This window comes from Pacificibacter sp. AS14, from assembly GCF_038899935.1.
Classification (GTDB): domain Bacteria; phylum Pseudomonadota; class Alphaproteobacteria; order Rhodobacterales; family Rhodobacteraceae; genus Celeribacter.
Map to the genome: position 1 here is coordinate 40,611 of NZ_JBBMQI010000005.1, position 15,563 is coordinate 56,173.

The following is a 15,563-nucleotide window of genomic DNA, read 5'->3' on the forward strand; positions in this document are numbered from 1 at the left end:
AATTGTGCGAAACCTAGTGGCATGGAAAAAATGACACTTCTTCTCCCCGAAAACACCGCAGAAATGCTGCACCTCCTGTCGCGCGAGACGGGTCAAAACATTGGCGATCTGGTGCAGGAAATGGCTTTGGATCGCTACATGCGGCACGCTTTGGATGCGTCTGACGCCGCCGTGCCCAAGCCCTCGGATACTGTTTTTGCCGAAGCCGCCAACCGCTAGCAGGCGATACACTTGGGCATTCGCATTACGCAAGTGCCCAAGGTAGATATCAGTCGCGATCAGGCAGCGATTCGCGTGTTTCATTGGCACCTTGCCACGCATCAATGGCCCGTACGGCTTCTTCTGCGGTTTCGACAAACCGAAATAGGTCAAGATCTTCTGCCGAAATAGTGCCAGCATCAGCCAGTGCATCCCAATTGATGACTTTTTCCCAGAATGATTTGCCAAACAGCAAGAACGGTACACGTTGCATGCGACCGGTTTGAATCAGTGTGAGCGCTTCAAACATTTCATCCAATGTCCCGAAGCCACCTGGAAACACGGTGATCGCTTTGGCGCGCATTAAAAAATGCATTTTTCGAATCGCGAAGTAGTGAAAATTGAAACACAGATCGGGCGTCACGTATTCATTCGGCGCTTGTTCATGGGGCAGCACGATGTTCAAGCCGATTGATACGCCACCTGCGTCTTGTGCGCCGCGGTTGCCTGCTTCCATCACACCCGGACCACCGCCCGTAACAATCACATCTTCGCGGTTGTCAGCCTTTTTAGAGCGTTCCGTCATGATGCGCGCAAATGTACGTGCTTCGTCATAGTATTTTGACAGATCAGCAAGCGTCTTGGTGCGCGCCTTGTCCTTTTTCGCAGGCTCGGGAATACGTGCGCCTCCGAACAATACAATTGTGCTTTCGACGCCATATTCAGCCATCATCATCTCAGTTTTGAGCAGCTCAAGCTGCAAACGTACAGGCCGAAGCTCATCGCGGCACATGAAATCTTGATCAGAGAATGCCAAAGCATAGGCGGGTGAGCGCGTTTGTGGCGTGTCCGGAATGTCTTTAGCCGTGATAATATCTGCATGGCTATCGCGCAAAGGGTGGCGGCGTGTGTGTGTTGTGTCGCTTTTACTGGACATCTCGTGCTCCTCAATAAGGTCGTCAAATTTTCCATGCGTCGCGGTAAGCCATTCAGCTGTGCGTTGCGCGCGGGCCTCCAAGCGACTATAGCCACTTGCAACAGATGTTCCATGACCACTTGGGAGACAGATATGTCCAACGCTCAACTCGAAAAAGCTATTGAATCCGCATGGGAGGCTCGCGATACAATCACCTCCGCCACCACAGGCGAAACACGTGACGCGATCGAAGACACGCTCGCGGCCCTCGACACCGGTAAGCTGCGTGTTGCCGAGAAAATGGAAAACGGCGACTGGCACGTCAATCAATGGGCCAAAAAAGCCGTGCTCCTTGGATTCCGCATCAAAGATATGGAAGAACAATCTGGCGGTCCACAAGGCTCGGGCTGGTGGGACAAGGTCGACAGCAAGTTCAAAGGTTGGGGCAACAACCAATGGAAAGCGGCTGGTTTCCGCGCTGTTCCAAACGCGATTGTCCGTAAATCTGCCTACATCGCCCCAGGCGTTGTTTTGATGCCATCCTTTGTGAACCTCGGCGCGCATGTCGGTGAGGGCACGATGGTCGACACTTGGGCCACCGTTGGGTCCTGCGCCCAAATCGGTAAAAACGTTCACCTGTCTGGCGGCGTTGGTATCGGTGGTGTTCTTGAACCAATGCAGGCTGGCCCGACCATCATCGAAGACAATTGCTTCATTGGCGCGCGTTCTGAAGTTGTTGAGGGCTGTATCGTGCGCGAAGGGTCCGTTTTGGGCATGGGCGTTTTTATCGGTCAGTCCACTAAAATCGTTGACCGCGACACAGGCGAAGTTACCTACGGTGAAGTTCCACCTTATTCCGTTGTTGTGGCTGGCTCCATGCCGTCCAAAAACGGCGTGAATCTTTACTGCGCAGTGATTGTAAAACGTGTTGACGCGAAAACACGGTCTAAAACAGGTATCAACGACCTGTTGCGCGACTAATACCCCATGATCAAAGTGCGCCCGCCTGATGAGCGGGCGTATTTTTTGTCGATATAAGGCTGCACCATGACTGACAAAGTGAAAAAACCGTCTCGCCAAAAAGTTTATACGCTTTTGGTTGAAGTGGGTCGTAAAGCTGATGACGGCTTGCCCAAAAACGCAACCGGTGGCGCGTTGATGATCTATGCCTCAGGTGTGGATGAGGCCGAAGCCGTGCGGGAAACGGTCGCTTTGCTAAAACAAGCTGACCTCGCGCCCTTGGATGTTACGGGGTATGGCACCTTGGAAGAGCGCTTGGCCGAGGGGCACGATATTTCAGACGAGGAAGCTGCTTTGATGCAGCGCGCGCTGGATGAAAATTCGGTCGTTGTCGCGCAGATGACACCGTTTTTTGGCGATGAACCGCGCGATCTTGATCTGTAACGCTCACCTGTTACCGAACCACTTTCTGTAAATACGATCATAGGTGCCATCTTCGCGCAACTCCAAAAGGCTTTGGTTGATTTGCTCGGACAGTGGCGAATTTGACGGAAAGGCGATGCCATAGTTTTCGGCCAAAAATACATGGCCAACAAGTCGCGCGCGATTGTTGGTTTGAGAATTCACATAGTACGCCAAAATCGGAGCATCAAATACCACAGCGTCGATCGCTTCGCTTTCGAATGCTTCAAGTAGCGTTCCTGTGTCGGAAAACCCTGAGTACCCTAGATCGCGTTTGTCTAAAAAGTCTGCTGCGGTAGAGCCTATAATCGTGCCGACGTTTTTGCTATAGAGATCGTTGATGTCGGATACGTTGGCTTGGATTGCACCCACAGTCATGGCTGCAGTGATTTTCGCAACAAACACAGAGACAAAGAACAATGACGAAATAACCAAAATGACGCCAAACAGGCGCCCCAGAGGCGTACGTGGTTGACGTTCTTCGAAACCGCCGTTGACGATCAAATTAAGTGCCCACCAAAAGGCTGGGAACATGGCTTCGCGTGCGTTCAAATCAAAATAGTCTTGATGCTTGCGCTCCAATTGCCACATTAGCATGCCGCCTCCTAGCAGCAACGCGAAGGCACCAAAAATTGCGAGAACCAAGTCTTTTGAAAACAAAAGATGCCACACCGAACCTGTGTTCGGGTCGGACGGCGCCATGATTTGCAAACCGGCTTCAAAAATTGGTTGAGAGAAATCCATAACCGTTTCACGACTTGCGGTAATGGAAATATTGGCAATGGCTGCGTCTGCGGTGCCCTCTTGGACAGCCGTTAACATCTCACCGAAACTTTGAACGCGGTTGATCGAGTATGTCCAATCAAGATTGTTCGCAACCTCGTCGAGAAGGTCTATCGAAAAGCCGGTGTCCTTACCGTTTTCGACCATCGAAAACGGTGGACGTGTCACAGTTGTGACCGTCAAATTTTCTGCGCTTGCGATGCTGGCTTCAAAGAAACAAGCTGCGAGCGCACAGAGTATCGTAAAATATTTTTTCATCGTGTCCCCAACAGTTCGCATATGGCATATCCTCACGTAAAAAGGCAATCTGACTTTAAAGATACCTATCCGAAAGCAACGCAGTTGCCTCATGTTCATACAACAATCGTGGGGTTGGCCGTTGTGAGGGCGTTAGCATGCTTGGGTTTATGTGTGATAGCCGTGTGCGCGCATGGAGGTCGGTGTCACGGGCGTCATGTTGGGCTGCTAGCGACAACACGGAAATGCCAGCCACTTGAAACGCACTCTGATTTTTCAAGAGCAGGTGATATCGTGTGGCTATGGGGGCGTGTTTGACCTGCGAGCGCGGAACGAAAGGCGCGATGTGCTCAGCCCGAAGGCTGACGGTTTCGCACCCAAACTGATATTCAGTATCAATGCCATCAGTCAAGATGTAGGTGTCCTTCGAAACCGACAGTGTTTGTGTCAAGTTTTGGAATGGCTGACGCAGTTTGATGCTGCGATAGGATCCAAAATTTGGAACCTCGCTTTTGATCAATGCGATAAGGGGGGTTAAGCCTGAATCTTGTGTCACAATGAGATCGCCGTGCAACAAGTCTTCAATCGGCATCGGGCCGTTTTCAGTGTCAACCAGCGCGCCCGCTGACAGACCTGATGTGTAGCCCAATTCTTCAATTTGATCGGAAATAAACAGCGTACAAACCGCAGAAGTGATGGATTGGCGATCTTTGCAAAATAAGATGCGTGCGACATCATCCATCGGAAGCGCGTAGGCAGCGTTGATAGTTTTCGAATAGATTTGCCCAGTCACCAAGTCTTCGGCAGAAAGCCAGCTGCGTTTTTGGTAGGCGTCCCAAGCGAAGCTGATCCGAATGGGAGTGTCTTTTTGACACGCTGAAAGATCAAGCGACGGCATCATTAAGTTGGCACCTTGTTCATTGGCAAACCAAAGGCGTCCGTTGGGGCCAAGCACCATATGCATGGATCGTCTGTACTTATGCCAGCGCTCGTAATCGATTAAGTCAAGAGGCTGGTTAAATCGATCTGGGAACAGCGTTTCCACAACAATAGTGCCACGCGGCATAAGGCGTCGCGGAACAGCGCCTGTAAACGCAGTTTTTTGCAATCCGTTGGGATCAAAAATCGCGGGCTGACCACGCGTTTTAGCGCCGATCCAGCTCACAGTTTTGAGCGTCCGTTTTTGGTACCGCAAGCGGTGTTCGAACGTGTAGCCTGTATCATACTCGCGCCTCATATTTGAGGCAGACCGCGCACTATAACATTAACTCACAGATGTGAATATTAAACTAGAAACCTGTTTTGATCGTCCCCGGTTATCCGGATGTACTGATCAAGCCTGCCCACTTTTTTATATAAAAACATGCCGTTAAGATTTTGTTAACCGCTTCATTGGCCAGCAAGCCGCTTCCCCATTGAAATGTTACCTTTGCGCCACAATCTTGCGATTGCTCAAGCGCCAACGGCGCGCTAACCATATAGAAACTAGGAGCGCCAAGATGACAATCGATCCCGTAGACCTCACCGCAGCGTTGATCCGCTGCCCTTCTGTGACCCCAGTGGAAGCGGGTGCGCTTGTCTTGCTCGAAGACATGCTGACAAAAGCTGGCTTTGTTTGCACGCGGGTTGATAGAAACGGCACGCCAAACTTGTTCGCACGCTGGGGCGACAAGGGCGCGGATAAATCACTCGGTTTTAATGGGCATACAGATGTTGTTCCCATCGGTGACGAACAGGCTTGGACCAAGGATCCGTTCGGTGCTGTGATTGAAAATGGAATTTTATGGGGCCGCGGTGCCACTGACATGAAATCTGGTGTGGCTGCTTTTGTGGCTGCTGCCGTCGATTTTGTGACCCTAACTCCGCCCAATGGTGCGATCGTGATCGCCATTACAGGTGACGAGGAAGGCGACGCCCATGATGGCACGATCGCTTTGTTGAACTGGATGGACGACAATGATGAGCGTATGACCGATTGTCTTGTCGGCGAGCCAACCTGTCCGAACACCATGGGCGAAATGATGAAAATCGGACGTCGTGGGTCAGTCACTGGGTTCTTTACCGCGCAAGGCATTCAAGGCCATGCGGCCTATCCGCACCGCGCAAAAAACCCTATTCCAGCATTGGCGCATTTGATCGACCAACTGTCAGCTCATGTTTTGGATGAGGGCACTGAACATTTTGATCCATCGACCTTGGTGGTTACAACCTTTGACACAGGGAACCCTGCGACCAATGTGATCCCATCGATGTGCAAAGCGACGATCAATATCAGATTTAACGACTCCCACACCGCAGCTGAGCTTGCCAAATGGATGGCCGCAAAGGCCGCTAAAGCGAGCGAAGAAACAGGCATAGATATCACGCTGGAAACCAAAACTTCAGGCGATAGCTTTTTAACACCTCCAGGCGATTTTGTAGACCTGCTGTCCAAAGCCGTCACAGCAGAAACAGGTCTTGTGCCTGTGCTGTCCACCTCGGGCGGCACCTCTGATGCGCGCTTTGTTAAAAACCACTGTCCTGTTGTCGAATTTGGTCTGGTTGGCAAAACCATGCATCAAGTCGATGAGCATGTTCATGTGGATCAAATTCACACGCTCAAAAATATCTATTCGCGCCTGATTAGAGACTATTTCGCATGAGTGTCACAATTGAAATTGCCGAGGGTATTTCCGATTGTCTGGCACTGCGCGTTGCTGTTTTTGTGCATGAGCAAAATGTCCCAATGGAAGAAGAAATGGATGATCTTGATGATCAAAGCGTCCACTTTATTGCCCGTGATGAAAATCAAACACCCGTTGGCACGGCGCGCATTTATGAGGTCGGTGATGTGGGTAAAATTGGTAGGGTTTGTGTCGCAAAATCGCATCGCGGCACAGGACTGGGCGCCAAACTGATTGACGCCTGCCTTGCAGAGCTGTCCAAGCGATCGCACTTGAAACAAGCCAAACTTGGTGCGCAAAATCATGCGATCAAATTCTATGAACGCTTCGGTTTTGCCGTGCAGGGCGGCGAGTATATGGATGGTGGAATTCCTCATCATGACATGGTGGTCGCACTGTGAAGCCTAGGCTGATCATCATGGTCAAAGAACCTGTGCCCGGACGCGTGAAAACCCGTTTGGGGCGTGATTGGGGTATGGTGCGTGCCGCAAACTGGTTTCGAAAACAAGCCCTCTCCACGATCCGCCGCTTAGATGATCCCCGTTGGGATCTCGTTTTGGCGGTGTCCCCTGATCGCGAGGGTCTAACAAGTCGGTTTTGGCCGTCACATCTGACGCGCATGCCGCAAGGCCGTGGTGATCTCGGTGCGCGGATGGGGCGCTTGCTGCGTGCGTCTCCTGCACCCAAGACCTGCATCATCGGCGCTGACATTCCAGATATTCAACCGCACCATATTATGTCTTCTTTTAGTGCTTTAGGGTCGCAACGGGGCGTTTTGGGGCCTTCCGAAGACGGTGGATATTGGCTTGTTGGCCTGCGTCACCCCAAGCTTGCCCCCGCTGGGCTGTTCCAAAATGTCAGGTGGTCCACGCAGTTCGCGCGCCATGACACGCAGCAGAGTGCCAAAAGCATAGATTGGGCCCAGATCGAGACGTTGAGTGATGTGGATACGCTTGACGATTTGAGGCTATATCAAACACGAGTGCGCCGCACTTTTTGAGTGTGGTGAAGCGCCGCACAGCGTGGTAGTTTCATCCTATGAAAATTATCCCGACAAAACAGGCGATCCTTGATTGGGTCACTGAGCACCCGACCAAAGCCGCGAAACGCGATATTGCCAAAGCTTTTGGCATCAAAGGTGCTGCGCGCATCGATCTTAAGCGCATCTTGAAAGAGCTTGAGGCTGAGGGCCATTTGACCAAACGGGTCAACACCTACCGCGACCCTGACAAGTTACCGCCCATTTCTGTTTTGGAAGTTTTGGCGCCGGATGCGGATGGCGATCTGTTCGCGCGACCAATGGAATGGACCGGCACAGGCCCTGAACCACGCATTCTGTTGGTGCAAAAAGACGGCGACGTGGCGCTTGGTGCGGGCGAACGTATCTTGGCAAAGCTGCAAGTTGTTCAAGGCGAAGATCATGCCTATTTGGGGCGTTTGGTGCGCAAAATCGGGTCTAACCCAGAGAAAATCCTTGGGATTTTCCGAAAGCAATCCGAAGGTGGCCGCGTTGTTCCCATTGATAAGGGGGCTGGCAAAGAATGGATCGTCAGCTCTGGTCAGGACAATGGTGCTGAAGACGGTGAATTGGTCGAGGCGGAACAAACCGGCCCCAAAGGTCGCATGGGCCTCCCGCGTGCGCGGATCGTTGCGCGTCTGGGTGATCCAACCGCGCCACGTGCAGTGTCATTGATCGCGATTCATCAACACAACATTCCTGATGCCTTTCCTGACGACGTGATCGAGATGGCGGATACCGCTGTGCCTGCCGGCATGGACGGTCGCGAAGACCTGCGCGATGTGCCTCTTGTGACGATTGATCCGGCGGATGCGCGCGACCACGATGACGCGATTTGGGCTGAATTAGACACTGATCCAGCCAATGTGGGTGGGTTCATTCTTTGGGTCGCGATTGCCGATGTTGCGCATTATGTGACCTCTGGTTCTGCCCTCGATCGCGAAGCACGCTTGCGCGGAAACTCGACCTATTTCCCTGACCGTGTTGTGCCGATGTTGCCGGATCGTCTGTCTGGTGATCTGTGTTCCTTGCACGAAGGTGTTCCGCGTCCATGCATTGCGGTGCGAATGAAAATTGATGCCAAGGGGACTAAAGTCTCTCACGAGTTCACTCGTGGTTTGATGCGCTCTGCAGCTTCACTAAACTATGCTGAGGTGCAACGCGCACGAGATGGCGCACCCAATGAGGCCTGTGCGCCGCTTATGGAAACAGTGATCAACCCGATTTACGAGGCCTATGACGCGCTTAAATTGGCCCGTGAGGCCCGTCAGCCGTTGGAATTGAACCTGCCTGAGCGCAAGATTGTTCTTGGCGAAGATGGCAAGGTGTCCTCCGTTGCGATTGCAGAACGCCTTGATGCGCATAAGCTGATTGAAGAGTTCATGGTGCTGGCGAATGTCGCGGCGGCCGAAGAATTGTTCTTTAAAAACCGGCCGCTTTTGTACCGCGTGCATGAAGAACCGTCGGACGAGAAAATGGAAGCTTTGCGCGAAGTTGCGCTTGGTTCAGGTCTGAATTTGGCCAAAGGTCAGGTGTTGCATACATCGCATCTGAACCGTCTTTTGGCGCAAGCTGCGGGTACGGATCATAGTGAGTTGATCAATATCTCGACCTTGCGGTCGATGACGCAGGCTTACTACCACCAACAAAACTATGGCCACTTCGGACTTGCTTTGCGGTCTTATGCACACTTCACGTCGCCCATTCGTCGCTACGCCGATTTGATCGTTCACCGGGCTTTGGTGTCTGCGCATGGTTGGGGTGACGACGGGTTGAGCCCGCAAGACATTCAATCACTGGACGAGACGGCCAAGCAAATTTCAGACACTGAGCGACGATCAATGGTTGCTGAACGTGACACCAATGATCGCTATTTAGCGGCTTATTTGAGTGAACGCATCGGCAATGAAATGACGGGGCATATTTCTGGCATCCAGAGCTTTGGCGCCTTTATCAAACTGGACGAAACCGGAGCCGATGGTCTTGCTCCGGTGCGCAGTATGGGGGCAGAGTTCTTCCATTATGATGCTGACACGCAGACATTAATGGGCGCTGATACGGGGATCACATTATCCATAGGGCAAAAAGTGGTCGTGCGAATCGCGGATGCCGTTCCGGTGACCGGCGGGCTTGAGCTTGAGGTTTTGGCTTTGGACGGCATGCAGATGCCGCGCAGTAATCGACGCCCGCGAGGCAAACCAGCAGGGCGCAAACACGCGCGGTCAAAGGCGAAACGGGACAAAATTCAAAAGAAGGTCACGCGCCAGAGACGCTAGCGACAAACCGCCAAGAATTTTCTCCGGCCTTTTCGCGAGCCCCTTAAACGCGTTAGGTTGAGAAAAGTTATGGAGTGGTGGTTATGGTTGGTTCACGTGTGTTTTCAGTTGTTTGCGGTCTTGTTTTGGGGTGCAGCGCTGCCTTTGCGCAGTCTGGTCCTATTGGTGGGTTTCCCCAGATGGGGGCAGGGACGGAGTTTCAAAGCGTGGATCAAATTTCTGCCACACAAGACGCCGCTTTGGCGCGTTGGATTGACGGCTTTAAAGCCCGTGCGCGGCGCGAAGGCATTTCAGACACCACCCTTAATCGCGCTTTTCGTGGTGTCAAATACGACGCAAGTGTGATCGCAAAAGATCGCCATCAATCAGAGTTTACCAAACAAATTTGGGACTATCTTGATAGCGCTGCGTCGCCCGTGCGGGTAAAAAACGGCGTGGCCGCGATGCGCAAACATGCCAGCACGCTCAGGGCGATCGAGGCCAAATACGGTGTCGACAAACAAGTGGTCGCGGCGATTTGGGGCGTTGAAAGCGCTTACGGTGCGACCCGTGGGGATGTACCTGTGATCCAAGCGCTGGCCACTTTGTCTTATGACGGCCGCAGAGGGCGCTTCTTTGAGGCACAACTGATCGCGGCGCTCCAAATTCTGCAATCAGGCGATACAAGTCCGCGCAATATGACCGGAAGCTGGGCAGGTGCTATGGGGCATACGCAGTTCATTCCTACGTCCTTTTTGGCCTTTGCGGTGGATGGCACTGGTGATGGCAAACGTGATATTTGGTCGGATGATCCAACGGATGCTTTAGCGTCGACAGCCGCTTATCTTGCCCGTCACGGTTGGACCAAAGGGCAACCTTGGGGTGTTGAAGTGCGTCTTCCTGCTGGATTCGACTACAGTTTGGCTAAGCGCGACACAAAACGCGCGCCCGGCGATTGGGGCAACCTTGGCGTGCGTGGCGTCGATGGCAAGGTGGTTCCAAATTATGGACGCGGCTCGATCTTGCTGCCTGCTGGCGCATCCGGTGCGGCTTTTATGATCTTTGATAATTTTGCCGTCATTGAGCGCTACAACAAGGCGGATGCCTATGTGATTGGTGTTGGGCATCTGTCGGATCGTTTGAACGGTGGTGCGCCAATTCAGGCCAGCTGGCCACGTGGCTATTTGCCATTGTCGTTCGAAGAGAAGAAGCAGATGCAGCGTATTTTAAAACGCAAAGGGTTTTTGGATGACAAAGTGGATGGTCTAATTGGCCCCAACACCATCAACGCTATTCGTGATTTTCAGCGCTCTATTGGCATCACCCAAGATGGGTATCCATCAAAGACGCTTTTGGGGCATCTCAAGTAATCTTGCGGGAATGCGCATCAAAGATGTGGTGCGAATTCCGCGACTACGGCTTCATAAATGTGTTTTTTGAACGGGACGATTTCGGACACCAAATTGGTTGGCGCAGACCATTTCCATTGGGAAAACTCGGGGTGCTCTGAGGCGATGGAAATTTTGTCATCGGTGCTGTTGAAGCGCATCAAGAACCACAGTTGTTTTTGACCGCGATATTTGCCTTTCCAGACTTTGCCGAGCAGGTGGTCTGGCAAATCATAAGTCAGCCAATCAGAAGTCTGGGCCAGTAAATTAACGTGTTCGGGATCGACGCCGGTCTCTTCCCAAAGTTCGCGAAAAGCGGCCTCTTTCGCGTCTTCTCCTTTGTCGACCCCACCTTGTGGCATTTGCCAAGCGCCAGGTGTGTCGATGCGCTCACCCACGAAGATATCGCCATCTTTGTTCATGAGCATCACGCCCACACAAGCGCGGTAGGGAAGAGTTTTGGGATCAAGTGTCATGATAAGGCGTCCGTCAAAAAAAGGGCTGCGGGAGCAATAACGCTCCCGCAGGTTACATTATTTACCGCCGATAGCAGACAGGCCGTGCAACAGGTCGATGGCATAAGCGAGTTGGAAGTCCTCATCGCGTAGTTTTGCCGCAAGTTCCGCTTTTTCGCGATCTGCTTCGATCTGCAAAATTTCATCTTCGGTCAAGCTGTCGTTGTCCAAAGATCCACGCAAATCCGCTTCAGTCCGTTGAGCACGGGTATCTTCGATCTCATCCGTTTCTGGGGCGCGTGGAGGTTGTTCGACGATGATGTCAGGGGACACGCCGAGCGCCTGAATGGAGCGACCGGATGGCGTGTAGTAGCGCGCAGTGGTCAAGCGCATTGCGCCATCTGAGCGTAGTGGCATCACTGTTTGAACAGACCCTTTTCCGAAAGATTTCGTTCCGACAACGATCGCGCGATGGTGGTCTTGCAAGGCACCGGACACGATTTCAGAGGCAGAAGCCGAGCCACCATTGATCAAAACAACGATGGGTTTTCCTTCTGCCAGATCGCCGGCATGTGCGTTTACACGTTCGCTTTGCTCAAGATCGCGACCACGGGTCGAGACGATTTCACCAGTTTCCAAGAAAGCGTCGGACACCATGATCGCTTGATCCAACAATCCACCAGGGTTGTTGCGCAGATCGACAACTATGCCGTTAACATTGTCCATGCCGCCCAGTTCTTCGATGCTTTTCTCTAAACCGTCTTTGAGGTTCGGATAGGTCTGATCGTTAAAGGTCGTCACGCGCAGCACGATAGAATTGCCTTCAACACGCGCACGCACTGCCGTCAATTTGATCACATCGCGGATGATGGAAATATCAAACGGTTCATCAACACCTTCGCGGGCAACAGTGATGATGATTTCTTCGCCAACGGGACCACGCATCAAGGCGACCGTGTCGTTCAGGGTCATGCCCAAGACGCTTTCGCCATCAACTTGCGTTATGAAATCGCCCGCTTCGACACCTGCGATATCAGCTGGGGTGCCATCCATCGGCGATACGACTTTGATGAAGCCTTCTTCTTGCGTGACCTCGATGCCCAAGCCGCCGAAAGACCCAGAGGTTTGTACGCGCATCGCGGCGGCGTCATCTGGTGACAAATAAGAGGAATGCGGATCAAGAGACGACAGCATACCATCAATCGCAGATTCAATCAGCTTTTCAGAATCAACTTCTTCGACATATTGCGCACGAATGCGTTCGAAGACATCACCAAAAAGGTCAAGCTGTTCGTAGACGTTTGAGGTCTTCGAGGCCTCTTGCGCGATCAACGGGCCTGCAAATTGCGTCGACACAAGCGTACCTGCCAAAACACCGACCACGCCTGCCATCAAATATTTTCTCATACGTCTTTCCTCTTTTCAGCCCAATAAAGGGGCTCTTGTTCAGCAAAGGAAGCCAAAAGCTAACTCCTGTAACTTATTGCGTAAACCATAGGTTTGGGTCCACGGGCTTCCCGCCTTCTCTCACTTCTATGTAAAGCGTCTCAGTAAGTCCTGCGCCAGTCCCTTGTGTAGCATTTGTGACAAAGGCCTCTAGATCAGGCGACGCACCTGCCATCAAACCGACAGCAGAGCCCGCTGGAATGACCGAGCCAATGTCACCGTACACTTCTTCTAACCCAGCAATCACCAACAATACGTCATTTCCTGGCTCAAGTATGATCACATTTCCGTAGTCTAAAAATGCGCCTTGATAGCGGATAGTTGCAGGCCAAGGGGTTACAACCAGTGATAAAGGCCGCGCGGCTAAAACCCAACCGGGACGTTTGACCCCTGCTGCATCCGGTTCCTCGAAACCGCGCAATAAGCGACTTTGCACGGGTAAGGGCCATGTGCCTTTTGCGGACTCCAAATCGGGCAAGTTTGATAACCCATCCACCACATCCATAACAGCTAGGCTGGAGGCAAAAGATTCGAGCGTCTCAGAGCCGTTGATCAACTCTTGCACGCGCTCAGGGTCCGCCACAAAGCGGCGCGGTAAATCTGTACGCGTCGACATGGCTTGGCTGAGATCCGTGCGGGCTGTTTGGACGTTCTTCAAGCCCGCTTCCAGAACAACCAAAGCCTCGCCTTCAAGTTCGCGCAGGATCGAGACCTCCAGCAGTCTTGTCCGCAATTCTTCGGTTTGGGCCTGCATTGAGGGGGTGATTGCGGCCACCAACATGCCTGCGCGAGCGTGCCCAATCGGACCAGTGGGATGTACAAGGGCTGCAGGAGAGGCATCGGGGCGCAAATTGATCAACACACCCAATAGGTTGGCGACCTGCCCACTTTCGTTTTGAAAGGCTGATTCGATTTCGCTTTCGCGCAATGCGGCTTGCCTTAGGCCTGCTCTCATCGCCTCAAGGCCACTTTCATAAGCTTTGATCACTCCAGTTAGGGCCTTGACCCGATCTGTGGCGGCGTTGGCGGCGTCGAGTTGGCTTTGGGCTGCGGAAAATTGTGCCAATGCGGCTTCCGCGAGCGCTGCTGGGGTCGCGTCTTGGGACTGCGCGGCACTGGCTGCACATAGTCCCAAAATCAACCCAAGAGCGCGCAATGTAATCATCGTTGGATTAAGCTTTCGCCAGTCATCTCGGCGGGTTGATCCAAGCCCATGAGATCCAAAAGCGAGGGCGCCAAATCAGCCAACCTACCACCTTGGCGCAGCGTTGCCCCATCGGGTCCGTTGAACAATGCAACAGGCACAAGGTTCGTTGTATGTGCCGTATGCGCGCCGCCAGTTACAGGGTCGATCATGGTTTCGCAATTGCCATGGTCTGCCGTGACAATCATCGTGCCACCGACGCGTTCCAGCGCTTCCATCACGCGGGCTAGACCTGCATCAACCGCTTCGCAGGCTTTCATCGCTGCGCCCAAATCGCCAGTGTGTCCGACCATGTCGGGGTTGGCGTAGTTTGTGACGATCAAATCATAGCCCGCATCGATCACTTCCAAGAATTTCTCGGTCACTTCGGGGGCGCTCATTTCAGGCTGTAAATCGTAGGTGGCCACTTTCGGGGATTGCGGCATGAAGCGGTCTTCGCCCTTTTCGGGGACTTCTTTGCCGCCGTTCAAGAAGAAGGTGACATGGGGGTATTTTTCGGTTTCAGCCAGACGGAACTGACGCTTGCCTTGTTTTGCCACCCATTCGCCAAGCGTGTTGACGAGCGCCTTTTTCGGGTAGGCAGTCGTCATATAGGCGCTATGGGCGCTGGAATATTCCACCATGCCCAGCATTGCCGCGAACTTAGGGCGATCATCCGTTTCAAACCCATCAAAATCGGGTTGGCCCAAAGCCGCTAGAATTTCGCGGGCGCGGTCGGCGCGAAAATTAAGGCAGAAGAACCCGTCGCCATCCTCAACACCTGCGTAATCGCCAATCACAGTCGCTTTGATGAATTCGTCGTTCTCGCCGCGGGCGTAGGCCTCGGTCACCGCGTCAATAGCTGTGTCCGCTGCTTGCATGCCTGTGGCGTTGACGATGGCCTCATAAGCTTGGGACACGCGTTCCCAGCGATTGTCACGATCCAGTGCAAAGTAGCGTCCAATCACAGTGCCGATGCGCACGCCTTTTGGCAGGCCTTCGACCAGTTGAGGCATAAAGCGGTCAGCAGATTTCGGGGCCACATCGCGACCATCGGTGATCGCGTGCAGCACAACAGGAACGCCGTGGCTGGCAATCGCTTTGGCTGCGGCCAGCGTGTGCACGATGTGGCCGTGAACGCCGCCGTCTGAAACCACGCCCATCAAATGCGCGGTGCCGCCTGTCTTTTTAAGCGTCTGCGCAAAGGCTACGACTTGGGCGTTTTCAAAGAAAGACCCATCTTCGATGGCCAAATCAATTTGCCCAAGATCCATCGCCACAACACGGCCTGCGCCAATGTTAGTGTGCCCAACTTCTGAGTTGCCCATCTGACCAGAAGGCAGACCAACGTCTGGACCAAAGGTGATCAAAGCCCCCGTTGGGCAGGTGGACATCAGGCGATCATATGCTGGTGTGTTGGCTTGCGCGGGGGCATTGCCCTCGATCTCATCGCGTTGGCCCCAGCCATCTAGAATGCAAAGGACGACAGGTTTGGGTGCGGACATGAGAGGCTCCTCGGATTTCACTTGGCCTCTTCTAGCGTGCTGGCGGGCTTTGGTGAACCTCTACTCGCAATGGGTGACGAAAAATCGCCGATTA

15 protein-coding genes are annotated in these 15,563 nt (G+C 53.0%); 8 read left to right on the plus strand and 7 right to left on the minus strand.

The window, feature by feature from the left end; translation table 11 throughout:
* Positions 1-30 precede the first annotated feature (30 nt).
* Complete coding sequence (locus WNY38_RS07005) at positions 31-219, plus strand: hypothetical protein (protein ID WP_342856619.1); 189 nt, start codon at positions 31-33, stop codon at positions 217-219.
* 49 nt (positions 220-268) lie between these two features.
* On the opposite strand, the gene WNY38_RS07010 is transcribed toward WNY38_RS07005, so the two are convergent.
* Positions 269-1,135 carry a TIGR00730 family Rossman fold protein gene (locus tag WNY38_RS07010; protein WP_342856620.1) on the minus strand — a complete coding sequence of 289 codons (867 nt, stop codon included), beginning with the start codon at positions 1,133-1,135 and terminating at the stop codon, positions 269-271.
* Positions 1,136-1,267: 132 nt separating this feature from the next.
* Here WNY38_RS07010 and dapD point away from each other — a divergent pair, with 132 nt between their 5' ends.
* On the plus strand, positions 1,268-2,095 hold the full coding sequence (gene dapD, locus WNY38_RS07015; RefSeq protein WP_342856621.1) for a 2,3,4,5-tetrahydropyridine-2,6-dicarboxylate N-succinyltransferase: 828 nt from the start codon (positions 1,268-1,270) through the stop codon (positions 2,093-2,095).
* 66 nt (positions 2,096-2,161) lie between these two features.
* A complete protein-coding gene (locus WNY38_RS07020) occupies positions 2,162-2,518 on the plus strand; it encodes a hypothetical protein (RefSeq protein WP_342856622.1) in 357 nt (118 codons plus the stop codon).
* Positions 2,519-2,521: 3 nt separating this feature from the next.
* Here the strand turns inward: WNY38_RS07020 and WNY38_RS07025 are convergent, their stop codons facing one another.
* Positions 2,522-3,577 (minus strand): transporter substrate-binding domain-containing protein, encoded by a 1,056-nt coding sequence (locus tag WNY38_RS07025; RefSeq protein ID WP_342856623.1) that lies wholly within the window; start codon positions 3,575-3,577, stop codon positions 2,522-2,524.
* A 55-nt stretch (positions 3,578-3,632) separates the two neighbouring features.
* Positions 3,633-4,721 (minus strand): Hint domain-containing protein, encoded by a 1,089-nt coding sequence (locus WNY38_RS07030; protein ID WP_342856624.1) that lies wholly within the window; start codon positions 4,719-4,721, stop codon positions 3,633-3,635.
* A gap of 334 nt (positions 4,722-5,055) precedes the next feature.
* Between WNY38_RS07030 and dapE the strand changes: the two genes are divergently transcribed.
* The 5 genes from dapE to WNY38_RS07055 all read left to right on the plus strand — a co-directional run bounded on the left by dapE (position 5,056) and on the right by WNY38_RS07055 (position 10,862).
* A complete protein-coding gene (dapE, locus tag WNY38_RS07035; protein ID WP_342856625.1) occupies positions 5,056-6,198 on the plus strand; it encodes a succinyl-diaminopimelate desuccinylase in 1,143 nt (380 codons plus the stop codon).
* On the plus strand, positions 6,195-6,620 hold the full coding sequence (locus tag WNY38_RS07040; RefSeq protein WP_342856626.1) for a GNAT family N-acetyltransferase: 426 nt from the start codon (positions 6,195-6,197) through the stop codon (positions 6,618-6,620). The genes dapE and WNY38_RS07040 overlap by 4 nt, the downstream gene beginning before the upstream one ends.
* 17 nt (positions 6,621-6,637) lie before the next feature.
* Positions 6,638-7,219: a TIGR04282 family arsenosugar biosynthesis glycosyltransferase gene (locus WNY38_RS07045; RefSeq protein ID WP_342856627.1), complete on the plus strand. Its 582-nt coding sequence runs from the start codon at positions 6,638-6,640 to the stop codon at positions 7,217-7,219.
* A gap of 38 nt (positions 7,220-7,257) precedes the next feature.
* Positions 7,258-9,513, plus strand: coding sequence for a ribonuclease R (gene rnr, locus WNY38_RS07050; protein ID WP_342856628.1), 2,256 nt, complete (start codon positions 7,258-7,260; stop codon positions 9,511-9,513).
* An 83-nt stretch (positions 9,514-9,596) separates the two neighbouring features.
* Positions 9,597-10,862 (plus strand): lytic murein transglycosylase, encoded by a 1,266-nt coding sequence (locus WNY38_RS07055; RefSeq protein ID WP_342856629.1) that lies wholly within the window; start codon positions 9,597-9,599, stop codon positions 10,860-10,862.
* 17 nt (positions 10,863-10,879) lie between these two features.
* Here the strand turns inward: WNY38_RS07055 and WNY38_RS07060 are convergent, their stop codons facing one another.
* From WNY38_RS07060 to gpmI, 4 genes are all read right to left on the minus strand, one after another.
* On the minus strand, positions 10,880-11,356 hold the full coding sequence (locus tag WNY38_RS07060; RefSeq protein ID WP_342856630.1) for an RNA pyrophosphohydrolase: 477 nt from the start codon (positions 11,354-11,356) through the stop codon (positions 10,880-10,882).
* Positions 11,357-11,413: 57 nt separating this feature from the next.
* Positions 11,414-12,742, minus strand: a complete 1,329-nt coding sequence (locus WNY38_RS07065) for a S41 family peptidase (RefSeq protein WP_342856631.1) — start codon at positions 12,740-12,742, stop codon at positions 11,414-11,416.
* Between the two features lie 73 nt (positions 12,743-12,815).
* Positions 12,816-13,946, minus strand: a complete 1,131-nt coding sequence (locus tag WNY38_RS07070; RefSeq protein WP_342856632.1) for a peptidase M23 — start codon at positions 13,944-13,946, stop codon at positions 12,816-12,818.
* Positions 13,943-15,469, minus strand: coding sequence for a 2,3-bisphosphoglycerate-independent phosphoglycerate mutase (gene gpmI, locus WNY38_RS07075; RefSeq protein WP_342856633.1), 1,527 nt, complete (start codon positions 15,467-15,469; stop codon positions 13,943-13,945). Before gpmI ends, WNY38_RS07070 begins: the two co-directional genes overlap by 4 nt.
* Positions 15,470-15,563: the final 94 nt, after the last annotated feature.